Below are 18,119 nucleotides of genomic sequence, written 5' to 3' on the forward strand. Positions count from 1 at the left end.
CAAAAAATCAATTCTCTTCCTGTTTGGCTTTTTAATCATTTTGCTCCCGCTGCAATTAATATTTGCTTTCAATATTCAAGAAACTTATCCATCATTTAATTTTCCGGGATTTTCCTCATATCCGATAAAAGATGGAAAATATATTAAATTTACGAAAACCACTTCCCATGTCTTTTTTAAAGACGGATCAGACAGTATTTTGTTGAAAAATGATTATTTGGGTGACAGAATACCAAGAACAATACAAATTACCCTTATCCAAAATTTACTTTTTCCCAAGGAATATCCAATTTTAGATAGCCGGATAAATACTCTGCCTTTTTATAAAAAGAAACTTTATCTGTTAAAAAAGTCTATCCTTAACCGGAATATTAAAAAAGTGGATTTAAACGAAAGCAAAAAATTCATCATAGGAAAATTCAAAGAAAGGTTTCCTGATAAAGAAGTGACAGGTATACAGGTTATCAATGAAACTAAAGATTTTGATATCACCACAAGAAAAATGAATGATGCTGCCATTCAAGACACAGTACTAAATTATAGATTTTAAATTACCAATGATGAATAAACTAAAAGAACTTCCCTTCAATAGTTACCATCCCACTTATGAGTTTTTGGCATTTTACAGGATATTTTTCTCTTTGTTCTTACTGTGGGCAGGAATAGGAGATAACAGCTGGATTCATTCTATTCCTAATAGTGCGATGCATCCCCCCATTAGTTTACTGTCTTTTATAGATGTCATTCCTTCTGAAGCTTTTTTTGTAGTATGCCGATATGTAATGTATCTGGGATTATTGATGATTTTGATAGGGTATAAGCCAAGAATATTTGCGATAATTTATATGATAGTATATGTGCTGAATAATAATTATGCCTATTCTTTTGGAAAGGTAAATCATGATTTTATTTATACCCTGCCTATTTTAATTATGTCATTTTCTCCATGGAATAGAACCTACAGTTTTTTTCCTGAACCTGAGAAAGAAACAGACGGGTCGGCAAAATCATGGCCGCTATTTATGATAAGTCTGATTTTTAGTTTCGGAATGTTTACGGCCGGATTTTCTAAAATCTTAGGAGGATGGCTCAATACAGATATTCAATCTACACTGATCTTTTTCAGTCAGTACAGATATATTATAGGGTGGAATGACTTTCTTTCGGATTTTTATGATGGAATACATTCTAAGATGTTTTGGGAGGTTCTGGATTATTGTACTGTTTTTTTTGAAACAATTTTTATAATAGCTTTTCTTTCCCCAAAGTTTTTCAGAACTATGCTTCTGATAACAGTTTTTTTTCACCTTAATGTACTTTTGATGCTGAATATCTCTTTTATGTTTTCAATAGGTCTGTATGCTCTTTTTATTCCGGCTTACTTATTTCCTGTGAGCTTCAGAACTAAGATGAAGAATATTTTTATCACTATATTTAATCCCAGCTATAAAAGGGTAGCACTCATATCGGTATTCGTATATTTATCAATTCTTGGGATCTTTAATATCAATGCTGTAGGTTTTATATTGAATGAATTTTTCTCTTTTGTTGCTTTTAGCCAGAACTCAATGCCATTAATTATGTTAGGAGGGGCTTGTATATTGGCATTATACTTATTTGTGCAATCACTGAGAAAAATTGATTGAAATATATATAAGATCTTTAAGGGTATCAGGAAGAGGTGAAATAGCAAAAATATACTCTTTTTATATATTGGGTTTCAGAGCTTTTCATAAAAGGCTCTCAAAGTTTTTTTTCAATCCGGAAATTTGTTTAAATTTGCAGTCTCATACATTGAAATATAAGGTTTGTGCTTCATTGATTTGAATATTGAAACTTTTTTTAAATAAAAAGGTTTTAGTATTTAAAAAATCATTATATTTGCACACCGAAAAATTGAAAAATAATAAAATAAATAATTTTAAATCATGGCAAAGGAAACGTTTAATCGTAACAAACCACACTTGAACATTGGTACTATTGGTCACGTTGACCATGGTAAAACTACTCTTACAGCTGCAATTTCTGCTGTACTAGCTAGCAAAGGTCTTGCTGAGAAAAAAGACTTCTCTGCAATTGACTCTGCTCCAGAAGAAAAAGAAAGAGGTATTACTATCAATACTGCTCACATCGAATACGAAACTGAAAAAAGACACTATGCTCACGTTGACTGTCCAGGTCACGCGGATTACGTAAAGAACATGGTAACTGGTGCTGCTCAAATGGATGGAGCTATCGTAGTATGTGCTGCAACTGACGGTCCAATGCCTCAGACTAGAGAACATATCCTACTTTGCCGTCAGGTAAATGTACCTAGAATTGTTGTTTTCATGAACAAAGTTGACATGGTGGATGATGCTGAGTTATTAGAGCTTGTTGAAATGGAGCTTAGAGACTTATTATCTACTTACGATTTTGATGGAGATAACTCTCCAGTAATTCAAGGTTCTGCATTAGGTGCTCTTACAGCAGCTACAGCAGCTACTCCTGATACTGAAGATAAGTGGTTCAAGAGCGTTGAAGAATTAATGGATGCTGTTGATAACTGGATCGAGCAACCACCAAGAGATACTGATAAGCCATTCTTGATGCCAATCGAAGACGTATTCTCTATTACAGGTAGAGGTACTGTTGCAACTGGTAGAATTGAAGCTGGTATTATCAATACAGGTGATCCTGTTGATATCATCGGTATGGGTGAAGAAAAATTAACTTCTACTATTACAGGAGTTGAGATGTTCAGAAAAATCCTTGACAGAGGTGAAGCTGGTGATAACGTAGGTCTATTGTTGAGAGGTATTGAAAAAACTGACATCAAGAGAGGTATGGTAATCGCTAAGAAAGATTCTGTTAAGCCACACAAAAAATTCAAAGCATCAGTTTATATCCTTTCTAAAGAAGAAGGTGGACGTCACACTCCATTCCACAACAAGTATCGTCCTCAGTTCTACGTAAGAACTACTGACGTTACAGGTGAGATCTTCTTACCAGAAGGTGTAGAAATGGTAATGCCTGGTGATAACTTAGAGATCACTGTAGAATTGTTACAGCCAATCGCTCTTAACGTAGGTCTTAGATTTGCGATCAGAGAAGGAGGTAGAACAGTTGGTTCAGGTCAGGTAACTGAAATCTTAGACTAATTATCTTAAAATAAATAAAGCTTCCGGAAGGAAACTCTCGGAAGCTTTTTATCTACGGGCATCGTCCAATGGTAGGATACCGGTCTCCAAAACCGTTGATCAGGGTTCGAATCCTTGTGCCCGTGCAAATATTAATTATGAGTTCATTTGTCGATTTTTTAAAAGGTTCTTATAACGAATTCAGACATAAAGTTGAATGGCCAAAGTGGGCTGATCTTCAGTCTTCTACTATTGTGGTAACTATTGCTACAGTGATTTTGGCATTGTTTACCTTTGGAGTTGATGAATTGTTTTCAAAAGCAATCAGCAACATAATTGGAATGCTAATTAACGTGTTCAACTAAAAAAAGTATTTTCCCATAATGAGCGAATTGAAATGGTATGTGCTGAAAGCAATCAGCGGACAGGAAAATAAAGTGAAAAACTATATTGAGACAGAAATCAAACGTTTAGGGTTTGAGCAGTACGTTACTCAAGTGGTTATTCCTATGGAAAAGGTTATTCAGATCAGAAATGGAAAAAAAGTTCCTAAAGAGAAACCTTACTATCCTGGATACCTGATGATCGAAGCTGATCTGATGGGTGAAATTCCCCATGTAATTAAAAATATTCCGGGAGTAATATCTTTCTTAAGCTTAACAAAAGGAGGTGATCCTGTTCCTATGAGAAAATCTGAGGTCAACAGAATGCTGGGAAGAATGGATGAGCTTTCAGAATTTGCAAGCGATGTTGAGATCCCATTCATCGTTGGTGAAAACGTTAAAGTAATTGACGGGCCTTTCAATGGATTCAACGGAACTGTTGAGAAGATTCTTGAAGACAAGAAGAAAATTGAAGTTTCTGTACTGATCTTCGGTAGAAAAACTCCAATGGAGCTTAGCTATATGCAAGTAGAAAAAGTATAATCCGTACTTTTTAAAATATATAAAGACTGCTGAAAAGCGGTCTTTTTTGTGCCAAATTTTAATACTATGACAACCTTCAACTCAAAATTTCTATTCATGCAGTGACAGTTTTTTTAATTGTATATTAAATTCTCTTTAAAGTGATCTTTAACCGTCAGCAGTTAAAAAATATTAGTTAAATTTATAGGACAAACTATAACATTAAAACTAATAACATGAAGAAAATTTTTCTCTTGACTTTATTGTCATGCATGGTTTTCAACAAAGCACAAAGCTGGTCACTAACGGGTAATTCGGGTACAGATCCTGCAATTAACTTTATCGGGACAACGGATAATAAGGATTTGGTCTTCAAGACAAACAATGCCGAGCGCTTTAAAATTGCTGACGGCAGGATGTTTTTCAATATTAATACAGTCGATGGAGATGGTATTGACATTATTGATAATACCCCTAGTAAGAACAGCGGAACAGATGTGGTGTGGATTAAAAGCGTTCACCCTCAGTCTAATGATGTTGGGCTTTTAACCATATCTACTGCCAACTGGCAATATCCTATATTTTCCGCCAGGGAAAACGGAAGAATTCTAATGGGAGTAAATGCTTACAATTCTTCTCTGGCCTCTTGCACAGACTGCAGTAATTACAGACTCTTTGTAAAAGATGGAATTAAAACTGAAAAAATTAAAGTTGAATTTGCCAACGTTAATGGCTGGGCAGATTATGTATTTAGTGATGATTATAAATTGCTCCCTTTACATGAAGTGAAGAAATTTATAACTCTGAATAAGCACCTGCCTGAAGTTCCTTCTGCAGATGAAGTGGTAAAGAACGGGGTTGAATTGAAAGAAATGAATGTTCTTTTATTGAAAAAAATAGAGGAACTTACATTGCATCTGATTGGTTTAAATGAAAAGCTGGAAAAGCAGGACAAGAAAATACAACAATTAGAAAAAAATAAATGATGAAAAAAATTATCTTTTTCTTAATTGTATGCAATGTATTTGTTACTTTCAAATCACAGACAGATATTCAGTCAAGAACTTGTATAATAGATACAGGTAAAAAGAATACTACCGTTTATGTGCAAAAAAACAATACCAATTGCGGTAATACTTCATGGTATTACAATCAAAACGGACATGATAATCCAAGATATATTCCTCAGGTAACCGATGATGTTATCTATGTGAAGCTGAATTTTATTTTCCCCACCAGGCCGGACGGAAAAGGTAATTTTGAACAAAACAATCCTGAGCATACCGCATTTCTCAACAGCTTTGTAGATATGATAAATTATCGTCTGGCCAATCTGGGAAGCCCGGTAAGCGGATGCGAAAATTCATCTCAGCAAATCTCTGATACAAAAATTAGAGTTATTGTAAATAAAATCTGGAAAGTAGATACTGCATGGGATTATCTCATAACCGGTTTTAACCCGGCCAACAATAATCCGTATGATAATAACAGTGTTTTAATACCGGGATCTACCTATTACTATTCTTATTATGATAATGATCCTAGCATTCCTCCGGGAATAAATATTACATTTTCTAATAACGGACAGATATATTCTGAATACGAAAATGGTAATTATAGCCAGGTTCCTTTAGACTGGGCGGCTTCAGAGTTCCCGTTTTATAACCAGTTTGATGCAAAATCCAGACAATTCTGGCCGGATATTTATAACGGCTTTATTCACAGGAAGCAACATGCTGTAGGTAACCCTGTTTTCGGGAGTCCTACCTGGGATACTGTAAAGCAGTGGTATTATTCTGATTTGGGAGCAAGAGCAATGGTTCATGAATTAGGACATAATCTTGGGCTGTATCATCACGATTGTGGCTCAAATTTGATGAGTTATTCATCAGGTAATCATGATTATCTGAGTATTGAAGATGTTTCAATGATGTTTCAAACGGCATCAGTATCAAGCGTAAGACAGTATTTTACAGAAAACTCATTTAAAGATACCTACTTAAATGTAAATTCTAATGAGCTGTGGGATATCAATTTCAGGAATTATTCAAATGTTAAAATTGATAATAATTCAAGTTTAAAGACAACCTGCAAATTAATAATGGCTCCTCAAAGTAGGGTTATTGTTAAAAACGGAAGTAATTTTATCATTGAAGGTGCGGATGTAAGATCGGCAAATGATACCTCCTGGAACGGAATAAAAGTAGAAGGAAATGCATATTGTTTAATTTTGCCGGATACAAAAATAGAAAACGGATATTTTTATGCTTATACAGATAACTCGCCTTTGCCGGCCAGTAAAAAAGTATTAGAAAAGCAAGCAGTAAAACCGGAAGTAAAAGTGAAAGGAGAAGGAAAACTACCTGCTTCGGATTCATTTAAAATTTATCCTAATCCTACAGGTGATTTCGTTAATATTCAGACTGATGATGAAATTCTATCAGTTTCTATCTATAATGCTTCCGGGCAGAAAGTGATAAATCTTACAGGAGGAGTTAAAAAAATAGATGTACAGTCTATTTCGTCAGGAATGTATTTACTGGAAATCAAAACAAAAAGTAAAGTGGTAACTGAAAAATTTATCAAAAAATAATAATTAATTAAATTCTTGATAAGAAATTAATTACTGTCCAGGAATGGGCAGTAATTTTTTTGAGTGGCTTTTCAAAAGTTTTTCCATCATTTCCAGAAAGTTTATTATAAGAATAGAACTCTGCTGATAAAGTTAACATTCTGTATTATAGGTTTCATTGGTGATGGTCCAGATATTCATTTTATGTAAGTGCAGTTAAAAAAATATTTAACATTCTTTCTAAAAATCAGCGCTTTCCATTTGCTAATTCAAAAATATTTCATAATTTTGCAGTCCGAAAAGTAGATTTGCTGTATGTGAGTAGGTAATCTGCTGAATAATAAATGCTTCCAAACTCATTAATTATTCAAACTAAAAAAATTAAAAATGGCTAAGAAAGTCTTTAAAATGGTAAAGCTTCAGGTGAAAGGTGGCGCAGCTAACCCTTCTCCACCAGTAGGTCCAGCATTGGGTTCTGCAGGTGTGAACATCATGGAGTTTTGTAAGCAGTTTAACGGGAGAACCCAAGATAAGCCAGGGCAAGTTTTACCTGTAGTAATTACAGTATACGAAGACAAATCTTTTGAATTCGTTATTAAAACTCCACCTGCAGCAATTCAGTTAATGGATGCGGCTAAGATCAAAGGAGGTTCCGGAGAACCAAACAGAAACAAAGTAGGTTCTGTATCTTGGGATCAGGTAAAGAAAATCGCTGAGGATAAAATGACTGACCTTAACTGCTTTACAGTGGATTCTGCAGTTTCTATGGTTGCAGGTACTGCTAGATCTATGGGATTAAGAGTAACAGGAACTAAACCAACTTTTAACGCTTAAAACTAATAGAAATGGCAAAATTAACTAAAAAGCAAAAGGAAGCTTTAAGCAAAGTAGAAAAAGGAAGAATCTATAATCTTGAAGAAGGTTCTGCTCTTGTAAAAGAAGTAAATACTACAAAGTTTGATGCTTCTGTAGATATCGCTGTAAGATTGGGTGTAGATCCAAGAAAAGCAAACCAAATGGTAAGAGGTGTTGTATCTCTTCCTCACGGTACTGGTAAAGATGTTAAAGTGTTAGCATTGGTTACACCAGATAAAGAAGCTGAAGCAAAAGAAGCTGGAGCTGATTATGTAGGTCTTGACGAATATTTACAAAAAATAAAAGAAGGTTGGACAGATGTTGACGTTATCGTTACTATGCCAGCTGTTATGGGTAAATTAGGTCCATTAGGTAGAGTATTAGGTCCAAGAGGTCTTATGCCTAACCCTAAATCAGGAACTGTAACTATGGAAATCGGTAAAGCAGTAACTGAAGTAAAAGCAGGTAAAATTGATTTCAAGGTAGACAAGTATGGTATCATCCATGCTGGTATTGGTAAAGTATCTTTCGATGCTGTTAAAATCAAAGAAAATGCTCAGGAATTAATTTCTACATTGATCAAAATGAAACCAACTGCTGCTAAAGGTACTTATGTGAAGAGCATTTATTTGTCTTCTACAATGAGCCCGGGTATTGCAATTGATAGTAAATCTGTTAACTAATAATAATCCTTAAGACAATGACAAAAGACCAAAAAGTTGTAGCAATACAAGAGATCAAAGATTTGCTTCAGGATGCGAAAGTAGTTTATGTAGCAGATTTAGACGGTTTGAACGCTGCTAAATCTTCTGATTTCAGAAGACAGGCTTTCAAGCAGAATATCAAAGTAAAAGTAGTGAAAAATACACTTTTACAAAAAGCAATGGAGCAAATTGATGGAGTAGATTTCTCTGAAATGTTCCAGACATTCAAAGGTAACTCTGCATTAATGATTGCTGATACAGCTAACGCTCCGGCAAAATTAATCAAAGACTTCAGAAAAAAAGAAGAAAAGCCGGCATTAAAATCTGCTTTTGTACAGGAAACTTTCTATGTTGGTGATAACAATCTTGATGCTTTAGTAAGCATTAAGTCTAGAGAAGAAATGATCGGTGAAATCATCGGATTGCTTCAGTCTCCAATTCAAAGAGTTGTTTCTGCTCTTCAAAACAAATCTGAAACAGTAGAAGCTACAGCTGAAGAAGCCGCTGCACCTGCTGTAGAAGAAACTCCTGCTGCTGAGGCTCCAGAAGCTCCTGCTGCAGAAAGCACTGACGAAACGCCAGCTGCTGAATAATTACACTCAAAAAATTAAATAAATAATCAACAAAAACATTACAACAATGTCAGATTTAAAAAATTTAGCTGAAACGCTAGTAAACCTAACAGTAAAAGACGTAAACGAATTAGCTACTATCCTTAAGGATGAGTACGGAATTGAGCCAGCTGCTGCTGCTGTAGTAGTTGCTGCAGGTGGTGCAGGTGAAGCTGCTGAAGAAAAAACAGAATTCGATGTAATTCTTAAGTCTGCAGGTGCTTCTAAATTAGCTATCGTTAAATTGGTAAAAGATTTAACTGGTGCTGGTCTTAAAGAAGCTAAAGATATCGTAGACGGAGCTCCTGCTGCTATCAAGCAAGGAATCTCTAAGGACGAAGCTGAAGCTCTTAAGAAGCAATTAGAAGAAGCTGGTGCTGAAGTAGAATTGAAATAATTCAATTTACTATAAAACAAGAAGCCCGGACAGTAATGTCCGGGCTTTTTGTTGTTTTTTAATGCTCTAAAAATCAATGTATTTTATTAAAATAATTAAATATCATTGACGGGTGTGTTTTAATATTTAATTATTGTTGTATATATTATAAAAATTAACATAATTAAATATTTATTACATTGTTAAAGTGTTGATTTTTGTATAAATTTAATATTAAAAAGTTGTTTTAATTGAAAATTTGCTATATTTGTACCGGAAAAAAACACATACATAATTGAAAATAAATTACTTTGTCTTCTATGGCTATGCTATAGCATATTGTATCAATATGTTGTTTGCATGGCAGATAGAGAATCTCAGCACCACATCTTTAGCAGTACAGAATTCTACTGTATCATACTGTCTTTGTAAGTTTACGGAACATTCAGAAAAAGATAAGGCTCCTGTTAATAATGATTTTATAGAAATGAGTAAGCTGTATGCCGATGCTAGGCATTGGAGCTTGCTATGTAGAGATGCAGAAATTGTACAACAGTATAAATACGATATACATTCTGTTGAAGACCCTAAAATTGAAAAGGGGGACTTTATAATTAAGTTTCCGGATAAATTATCTTAATTATACCAAAGACAGGTGTATTCCAATTACTTTAACGGAAACAAGCTTTATAGTTACGGTTTACCTCTATTGGGTTATTTTATAAACGCGCAGGTTGGAATTAGTACATGCTTCCTGAAGCTATAAGAGGTATGCATTCAATAATATCAAAAAAACATAAAAAAACAACAAATATCAATTCAATGAAAAACAAATTATTAACACTCGCGGTTTTATCTTTTACAGGATGTCTTATAAACGCACAGGTTGGAATTAATACAGGTCTTCCCCAGGCTACATTGGATGTGGTTGGCTTTCCGACAAATGCCAATAAGCCTGATGGGATTATTGCGCCGAGACTCTTACTAAGTGAACTGGCTGCTAAGACATATGCTGCAGCCCAGACAGGGGCTTTAGTGTATATTACGTCTATTAATGCTACTCCTGTTGGCTCGACGATTAATGTGACAACTCCGGGATATTATTATTTTGATGGAACAGTATGGCAGAAACAAACCGGTACAGAATGGCAGGTTAAAGGAAATGCGGCTGGAGAAATTTCTACCACAACAGAAGTTTTGGGAGTTGCTCCGGCTTCTGCCAATTATCTGGGGACTAAAGGAGCTGCTGATCTGGTAATGATAAGTGCCAATAAAGTGCATGCAGTGCTTGATACTGCCGGAGGATTGTCAGGAGGAGGAGAAAATGCTTCCAGTCTTTCCTGGGGAAGTACAAATACTGTTAATAATACTTCAAATAATATAGCACTCGGAAGAGGGAATACGGCTACTACTACAGCGGCTAATTTTCCGGCGATAGCAATAGGATCGTCAAATACAGCAACTGGAGGAGGAAAAGTATTTGGGACTTCAAATACTGCGATCTCTTCAAGTAATTTTGCTTTTGGAGCTTTTAATACAACAGGTAATTCAATTGCTGTGGCAGTAGGGCATACAAATAATGCTACTAATGGAGGATTTGCTTTTGGAGCTAATAATGTTGTTACCTTAAATAATTTTGCTTTTGGAAGTAACAATACTGTGAGTGGAACAGCAGGGGCTATTGCCATCGGAATTGGTGGAGCTTCACTGGCTAACCAGTCAACCTATGCTAATAATGCACATGTGTTTTCAGGACAGGGAGCTGTAGGTACAGTGCTTACTGATGTAGGAATAAATGTAACTCCAAGTTCAACAAACTACGCAGATTTAGAAGTGAGCAAGGCTGTTCAAATAAAATCTTCCGCTACAAGACCGACATGTGATGCATCTAATGCGGGATCAATAATATATGAAGTGGCAACTGTACTGGGTGTAACATCCGGCAATTTTGTTGGCTGTAGACAGGTGAATAATACTTCGTACGGGTGGCAAACTCTATAATTATAAAACACAAAACTTTAACAAAAAAATAAAACCACAAAAACAAAAAAAATGGCAAAAAAATTATTCGAGAAATTTGCGGTAATGCTGATGGTATTTATGATGTCTGCAGCAGTAACTGCTCAAAAAGGTTATGAGCCTATCCGAGGGATGGGCGTAGAAGCTAAGCCTGTAAACAATTCAGGGATTTGTCTGGTGTGCTATAACGGAAGTATGAATCCGGTAATAGATGCGAATCTGGATAATAGTGTGAGCATGGGAAACTTTGCATCACTGGTAAGTGGTAATGGTATATCTGTAAAAAATACAAATACTACTTATCCGGCAGGTTATATTACAGGTTTTAATGTAGACCTGGGAACCAGCTTTATTACAGTAGACCTGCTGAGCTCATTAAGAATAAGTACATACAAAAACGGTGTGCTGCAGGAGTCTACGACAAGTACTACATTGTTATCAGTACCTGCATTTGGAGGTGCTAAAAACAGAATTTTTCTTCACTTTAAGACAACCAGAGAGTTTGATGAAGTAAGATTATACCAGACCAATGTACTGTCTATATTCAGTGCAATGAATGTGTATTATGCCTTTGCATTTGATCCTGCTAAGGTTCCTGTTGATACCAATGGCATCTGTGATGATATTATCGCAGGAAGCGGTGTAGATGGAAACGTATCAGGAAGCAGCAGCTTTATTGCTCCGCTTTCTTTTGTTCAGAACAGAGAAAGAATAGGAGACGGAGACAAGAATTCTTACGGAACAATCGTATTGCCGGCTGGACTTCTTGGATCTTACTCAGTAGGAGTATTAGACAAAAATCAGGTTTATCCTGCGGGAAACAGAACTGGTTTTGTGATCTCTCCGGATGATGAAGGAAAGCTTTTAAGCGCAGAATTCCTGAAAAATATTACTGTAGAAACTTATTTATATGGTCAGCTACAGGATTCCAGAACATTATCTGACGGTGGAGGACTTATCAATATTAAAGTTTTAGGTTTTGGCTCAGGAAAACAGAAAGTAACACTTACGGCTTCTAAGCCTTTTAACGAAGTACGTTTAAAAGTTACACAGACTGTAGGCGTTAATTTAGGATCTTTAAAAGTATATTACGCATTTGAGGAGCCTGCATCTTGCGACTGTAATGATAAAATTCAGACAAGTGGCTCTGCAATTCCGGGAAATCTGGTAACAGGAACCAACTGGACTTCAGGTCCCGGACTTTTTGGTCTTATTTTAGCAAAAATGGTAAATCCATCAGCTATTGTAGATACCAATACCTCAAATTATGCTACAGCAACTATTCCTGCTGCTTCATTCTTAAGTATTTTCTCAGCTTATGCTACAGTAAGTACTAATAGCTTGCTTCCTGCTAATACATATGCCGGATTTACACTAGAAAAAGCTGCAAACCTTATCGGAGTAAGTGTTCTTGAGAACATTACAGTAACCCTTTACAATAATAATACTCAGACAGACATTTTCACAAGTACAGGAAGCTTGATCAGTGGGAATTTCTTCACCACAGATTCTAATAAATTTTATGTAGGAGGTAGGGCGACTAAGCCTTTCAACCGTATTAAAGTTACTTTCTATAGCGGTACAGGGGTGCGTATTCCTCAGAACTATTATATCTATAATGCATTTGCAAGCAGGGATGATGATAACGATGGAGTGCCAAACTGCTTCGATCAGTGTCCTAATGGTAATGACAGTATTGATAATAACGGTAACGGTATTCCGGATTGTGCAGAAGGATGTACAGCGGTAAATGACAAGTCTCCTACTATTGATACAGATGGTGACGGGATTGTAGATGCTTGTGATCTTGATTCTGATAATGATGGAATTCCAGATGCGTTGGAGGATCTTGATGGGAATGGTAAATTTGAAGATGATGATACAGAAGGAGTATTTGGACCTGTTCAGGTATTAGGAGATGGAATTGCCAGCTACTTAGATTTAGATTCTGATAATGATGGTATTTTAGATTTATTTGAATCTGGTATCCCAGCGTCAGTAATCAGCCAGATAGATACGGACCTTAATGGTATTATTGATAGCAATGTTGCTGTAGGAAATAACGGTATTGCTGATATTTTGGAAACTTATCCGGATTCAGGCGTAATGAAGTACCCTCTTAAAAATACAGACGGTGATGATAAACCGGATTTTGTAGACTTAAATTCAAACGGGGTTGATTATGATCTATGGGCTATTGGTAAAGATAACTTAGATGACTTTGGGGTAGGTTTTATTTCAAGAATCAATGACCTTGATAAAGACGGTATCCAGGCTGTTGTAGATACAGATCTTGTGAAGAGAGGAGCTCCTGCTTCGCCGCTATCTCCTTATGCTACATCAGCTAAAAACGGATTGACATCTAGTGCAAAAGGAATCACTGGTTCCGATGTTACTTCAATTGCAAATGATATCAGTGTATATCCTAACCCGGTTAAATCAGGTGAGAACTTAAACGTTAAATCTGGAGAAGCTGGAACTTATACAGTTTTTTCTGCTCAGGGGCAGTTGATCAAATCAGATAAATTCTCTGGTAATGCTGAAATCAATACAGCTTCATTACCGGCAGGTGTTTATATTGTGAAAATAGATACGAAGTCAACAATGAAATCTTATAAGATCATTGTGAAATAATATTCAGATTTTATAGAATGAAAGGCTGTCCCTCGGGACGGCCTTTTTTTATTTAAAGACTTTAATGCTCTCAAAATGAAGAGGTTTTATTTGTCTATGTGGGTGGAATTTCGTACCTTTGTCCCTCTTTTGGCGCGAATAATTGTTTGTAAATCTATAAAATATTGAAAATCAACTCTTTCATGGAAAATAATGAAGGGGATTTCTCTTATATGGATACTGTAGCAAGTTCTGCCTCAAAAGTAAATGAAAATATTTTGCATTACGCTGTGAAAAGATATACCAGTGTTGCAGTTAGGATTAGATTGTAAGAATGTAGAATAAAGAATAAAGACGATTTCTAATAGCGCCAAACATTTGAAGTCTTTTATCTTTTTCTCTCTTTCTTTTTCTTTCCTGATATTTTTTAATAAATCAAAATATTTTTTAACCCTTTCTTAAAAGTTTTATGAGTAAAACAACAGCAACTACAAGGGGGAATCAGAGAATTAACTTCTCATCAGCTAAAGGAAAAATTATCACTCCTGACTTCCTGGACATCCAGTTAGAGTCTTTCAGAGATTTTTTCCAGCTTGATACCCTTCCAGAAGACAGAACAGACGAAGGTTTATACAGAACCTTCCAGGAAAACTTCCCGATCACCGATTCTAGAAATCAGTTCGTATTGGAATTCCTTGATTATCTGGTAGATTCTCCACGTTATTCAATTAACGAGTGTGTGGAAAGAGGATTGACGTATTCAGTCCCTCTTAAAGCAAGACTTAAATTGTATTGTACAGACCCTGAGCACGAGGATTTCCAGACTGTGGTTCAGGATGTGTATTTAGGCCCGGTTCCTTATATGACGCCTAGTGGATCTTTCATCATCAATGGTGCTGAAAGAGTTATTGTTACGCAGCTTCACCGTTCACCTGGTGTATTCTTCGGACAGACTTACCACGCAAACGGAACTAAACTGTATTATTCAAGAATTATCCCTTTCAAAGGATCTTGGATGGAATTTACGACCGATATCAACAGCGTAATGTACGCGTATATCGACCGTAAGAAAAAGTTACCATTAACTACCCTGTTAAGAGCTATCGGTTACGAATCGGATAAGGATATCCTTCAGATCTTCGACCTTGCTGAAGAAGTGAAAGTTTCTAAAGCTGCTCTTAAAAAAGTAGAAGGAAGAACATTGGCTGCGAGAGTATTGAACACTTGGTTCGAAGATTTCGTAGACGAAGATACAGGTGAAGTAGTTTCTATCGAAAGAAACGAAATCATCCTTGACAGAGAAACCATTCTTGAAAAAGAACATTTAGATCTTATTCTTGATGCTGGTGTGAAATCTATCCTGATTCACAAAGAAAACAGCAACGAGTTCTCTATCATCCAGAATACATTACAGAAAGACCCTACAAACTCTGAAAAAGAAGCTGTAGAGTACATCTACCGTCAGTTAAGAAATGCAGATCCGCCAGATGAGGAAACAGCAAGAGGAATCATCGAAAAATTATTCTTCTCTGAGCAAAGATATTCACTTGGTGAAGTTGGACGTTACAGACTAAACAAAAAGCTAGGTCTAAACATCCCTACAACTACCGAAGTTCTTACAAAAGAAGATATCATTGCTATCGTAAGACACCTGATCGAGCTTGTTAACTCTAAAGCTGAGGTTGATGATATCGACCACTTATCAAACAGAAGAATTAAAACTGTTGGTGAGCAATTGGCAGGACAGTTCGGTGTAGGTCTTTCAAGAATTGCAAGAACTATCAAAGAAAGAATGAACGTTAGAGATAACGAAATCTTTACTCCGCTAGATCTTGTAAATGCTAAAACATTAACATCAGTAATTAACTCGTTCTTTGGGACCAACCAGCTTTCTCAGTTCATGGACCAGACCAATCCGCTATCAGAAATCACGCACAAGCGTAGACTTTCTGCCCTGGGACCTGGTGGTTTATCAAGAGAAAGAGCAGGTTTCGAGGTTCGTGACGTTCACCATACCCACTACGGAAGGATTTGCCCGATTGAAACTCCGGAAGGACCAAACATTGGTTTGATTTCTTCTTTAGGTATTTATGCTAAAATCAATACCTTAGGTTTCATCGAAACGCCATACAGAAAAGTAGAGAATAGTAAAGTAGACCTTACTGCAGATCCTGTTTATCTGAACGCAGAAGATGAAGAAGATAAAGTAATTGCTCAGGCGAACGTAGAATTGACTGATAACGGTGATTTCTTAACAGACAGAATTATCGCAAGACTGGATGGTGACTACCCGGTAGTTGAGCCATCTCAGGTTAACCTTATCGACGTTGCACCAAACCAGATCTCTGGTATTTCAGCTTCATTAATTCCATTCCTGGAGCATGATGATGCGAACCGTGCATTGATGGGATCCAACATGATGCGTCAGGCCGTTCCTCTATTGAAGCCACAAGCTCCAATCGTTGGTACAGGTCTGGAACAGCAGGTTGCTAAAGATTCAAGAATTTTGATCAATGCTGAAGGTACAGGTCTTGTAGAATATGTAGATGCTGATAAGATCACCATCAAATATGAAAGAAGTGATGACGAAGATTTAGTACAGTTTGAATCTGCAACTAAAACATACCACCTTACTAAATTCAGAAAAACCAACCAGAGTACAACAATTACACTGAGACCAAACGTAAGAGTAGGTGAAACAGTGCATAAAGGACAGGTACTTTGCGACGGGTATGCTACTGAAAATGGAGAATTAGCTCTTGGTAGAAACTTGGTGGTAGCCTTCATGCCTTGGAAAGGATACAACTTTGAGGATGCCATCGTAATCAACGAAAAAGTTGTACGTGAAGACTGGTTTACTTCAATCCACGTGGATGAATATTCACTTGAAGTTCGTGATACCAAATTAGGTATGGAAGAACTGACAGCAGATATTCCGAACGTTTCTGAAGAAGCTACGAAAGATCTTGATGAGAACGGTATGATCAGAATCGGTGCTGAAGTGAAGCCTGGTGACATTATGATTGGTAAGATCACTCCAAAAGGTGAATCTGACCCAACTCCGGAAGAGAAACTTCTTAGAGCGATCTTTGGTGACAAAGCCGGTGATGTAAAAGATGCTTCATTAAAAGCAGATTCTTCATTAAGAGGTGTTGTGATCAACAAAAAATTGTTCTCAAGAAACATTAAAGATAAAAAGAAAAGAACTGAAGAAAAACTTAAGCTTGAAGAAATTGAAAACACTTACAAGGCTAAGTTTGATGAGTTGAGAAATACTTTAATTGAAAAATTAAACACACTGGTAGGCGGTAAAACTTCTCAGGGAGTTACCAATGACCTTGATGAAGAAATCATCGGTAAAGGTGTGAAATTCACTCATAAATTATTGACTTCAGTAGAAGATTACGTCAACGTAAGCGGTGCAGACTGGACTGTAGATAACGATAAGAATGAATTGGTAAAACAGTTAATTCACAACTATAAAATCAAGTTCAATGATATCCAGGGAGTTAAAAACCGTGAGAAATTCGCTATTTCTATCGGAGATGAGCTTCCTGCGGGGATCATGAAATTGGCAAAAGTATATATCGCTAAAAAACGTAAGTTGAATGTAGGGGATAAAATGGCAGGACGTCACGGTAACAAAGGTATCGTTTCAAGAATCGTTCGTGAAGAAGATATGCCATTCCTTGAAGACGGAACACCGGTAGATATCGTATTGAATCCACTTGGGGTACCTTCCCGTATGAACATCGGACAGATTTATGAAACAGTTCTAGGATGGGCTGGTCAGAAACTGGGACTGAAGTTCGCTACACCAATTTTCGATGGGGCAAGTCTTGATCAGATTACTGAATATACAGAAAAAGCTGGTCTTCCGAAATTCGGTAACACTCACCTTTATGATGGTGGTACAGGAGAAAGATTTACTCAGCCGGCTACAGTAGGTATTATTTATATGCTGAAATTAGGACACATGGTTGATGATAAGATGCACGCACGTTCTATTGGTCCTTACTCATTAATTACTCAGCAGCCGTTAGGAGGTAAAGCTCAGTTCGGAGGTCAGAGATTCGGAGAGATGGAGGTTTGGGCTCTTGAAGCATTTGGAGCATCAAATATCCTGAGAGAGATTCTGACTGTGAAGTCGGATGACGTGATTGGTAGAGCAAAAACTTATGAAGCAATTGCAAAAGGTGAATCGATGCCTGAACCAGGTATTCCGGAATCATTCAATGTATTACTTCACGAGTTACAAGGACTTGGACTTGATGTAAGACTTGAGGAATAATTTTAAATTTTGAATGTTGAATTTTGAATCAATTCAGAATTTATAATCCAAAAT

At 36.3% G+C, this 18,119-nt stretch carries 16 protein-coding genes and 1 tRNA gene; all 17 read left to right on the forward strand.

Annotation, left to right across the window (positions count from 1 at the left end):
- Nucleotides 1-202 precede the first annotated feature (202 nt).
- The 17 genes from DRF60_RS21375 (at nucleotide 203) to rpoB (ending at nucleotide 18,065) form a co-directional block, all read left to right on the forward strand.
- Nucleotides 203-550: a hypothetical protein gene (locus DRF60_RS21375; protein WP_123902676.1), complete on the forward strand. Its 348-nt coding sequence runs from the start codon at nucleotides 203-205 to the stop codon at nucleotides 548-550.
- A 7-nt stretch (nucleotides 551-557) separates the two neighbouring features.
- Nucleotides 558-1,646 (forward strand): hypothetical protein, encoded by a 1,089-nt coding sequence (locus DRF60_RS12090; RefSeq protein ID WP_116012305.1) that lies wholly within the window; start codon nucleotides 558-560, stop codon nucleotides 1,644-1,646.
- Nucleotides 1,647-1,928: 282 nt separating this feature from the next.
- A complete protein-coding gene (gene tuf / locus DRF60_RS12095; protein ID WP_034749673.1) occupies nucleotides 1,929-3,140 on the forward strand; it encodes an elongation factor Tu in 1,212 nt (403 codons plus the stop codon).
- Nucleotides 3,141-3,194: 54 nt separating this feature from the next.
- Nucleotides 3,195-3,265, forward strand: a tRNA-Trp gene (locus tag DRF60_RS12100).
- A 12-nt stretch (nucleotides 3,266-3,277) separates the two neighbouring features.
- Nucleotides 3,278-3,484, forward strand: a complete 207-nt coding sequence (gene secE, locus DRF60_RS12105; protein WP_034702507.1) for a preprotein translocase subunit SecE — start codon at nucleotides 3,278-3,280, stop codon at nucleotides 3,482-3,484.
- A gap of 18 nt (nucleotides 3,485-3,502) precedes the next feature.
- Nucleotides 3,503-4,045, forward strand: a complete 543-nt coding sequence (nusG, locus tag DRF60_RS12110; RefSeq protein WP_048508469.1) for a transcription termination/antitermination protein NusG — start codon at nucleotides 3,503-3,505, stop codon at nucleotides 4,043-4,045.
- Nucleotides 4,046-4,260: 215 nt separating this feature from the next.
- Entirely contained in the window at nucleotides 4,261-5,010 is a 750-nt protein-coding gene (locus DRF60_RS12115; protein ID WP_123902677.1) for a hypothetical protein, read from the forward strand.
- The gene (locus tag DRF60_RS12120; protein ID WP_157967958.1) at nucleotides 5,010-6,617 is read left to right on the forward strand and encodes a T9SS type A sorting domain-containing protein; all 1,608 of its coding nucleotides are present in this window, start codon (nucleotides 5,010-5,012) and stop codon (nucleotides 6,615-6,617) included. The genes DRF60_RS12115 and DRF60_RS12120 overlap by 1 nt, the downstream gene beginning before the upstream one ends.
- Before the next feature lie 366 nt (nucleotides 6,618-6,983).
- A complete protein-coding gene (gene rplK / locus DRF60_RS12125) occupies nucleotides 6,984-7,430 on the forward strand; it encodes a 50S ribosomal protein L11 (protein ID WP_062650142.1) in 447 nt (148 codons plus the stop codon).
- A gap of 11 nt (nucleotides 7,431-7,441) precedes the next feature.
- Nucleotides 7,442-8,134, forward strand: a complete 693-nt coding sequence (gene rplA / locus DRF60_RS12130; RefSeq protein WP_111955369.1) for a 50S ribosomal protein L1 — start codon at nucleotides 7,442-7,444, stop codon at nucleotides 8,132-8,134.
- A 17-nt stretch (nucleotides 8,135-8,151) separates the two neighbouring features.
- Nucleotides 8,152-8,748 (forward strand): 50S ribosomal protein L10, encoded by a 597-nt coding sequence (gene rplJ / locus DRF60_RS12135; protein WP_116012308.1) that lies wholly within the window; start codon nucleotides 8,152-8,154, stop codon nucleotides 8,746-8,748.
- A 46-nt stretch (nucleotides 8,749-8,794) separates the two neighbouring features.
- Nucleotides 8,795-9,163 (forward strand): 50S ribosomal protein L7/L12, encoded by a 369-nt coding sequence (gene rplL, locus DRF60_RS12140; protein WP_034723387.1) that lies wholly within the window; start codon nucleotides 8,795-8,797, stop codon nucleotides 9,161-9,163.
- Between the two features lie 328 nt (nucleotides 9,164-9,491).
- On the forward strand, nucleotides 9,492-9,782 hold the full coding sequence (locus DRF60_RS12145) for a hypothetical protein (RefSeq protein WP_116012309.1): 291 nt from the start codon (nucleotides 9,492-9,494) through the stop codon (nucleotides 9,780-9,782).
- A gap of 182 nt (nucleotides 9,783-9,964) precedes the next feature.
- Entirely contained in the window at nucleotides 9,965-11,143 is a 1,179-nt protein-coding gene (locus tag DRF60_RS12150; RefSeq protein ID WP_123902678.1) for a hypothetical protein, read from the forward strand.
- Nucleotides 11,144-11,194: 51 nt separating this feature from the next.
- Nucleotides 11,195-13,795 carry a T9SS type A sorting domain-containing protein gene (locus DRF60_RS12155; protein WP_116012311.1) on the forward strand — a complete coding sequence of 867 codons (2,601 nt, stop codon included), beginning with the start codon at nucleotides 11,195-11,197 and terminating at the stop codon, nucleotides 13,793-13,795.
- A gap of 182 nt (nucleotides 13,796-13,977) precedes the next feature.
- Nucleotides 13,978-14,106, forward strand: a complete 129-nt coding sequence (locus DRF60_RS21780; RefSeq protein ID WP_262510877.1) for a hypothetical protein — start codon at nucleotides 13,978-13,980, stop codon at nucleotides 14,104-14,106.
- 137 nt (nucleotides 14,107-14,243) lie between these two features.
- Nucleotides 14,244-18,065 (forward strand): DNA-directed RNA polymerase subunit beta, encoded by a 3,822-nt coding sequence (gene rpoB, locus DRF60_RS12160; RefSeq protein WP_116012312.1) that lies wholly within the window; start codon nucleotides 14,244-14,246, stop codon nucleotides 18,063-18,065.
- Nucleotides 18,066-18,119: the final 54 nt, after the last annotated feature.

It is taken from the genome of Chryseobacterium elymi (assembly GCF_003385495.1).
Classification (GTDB): domain Bacteria; phylum Bacteroidota; class Bacteroidia; order Flavobacteriales; family Weeksellaceae; genus Chryseobacterium; species Chryseobacterium elymi.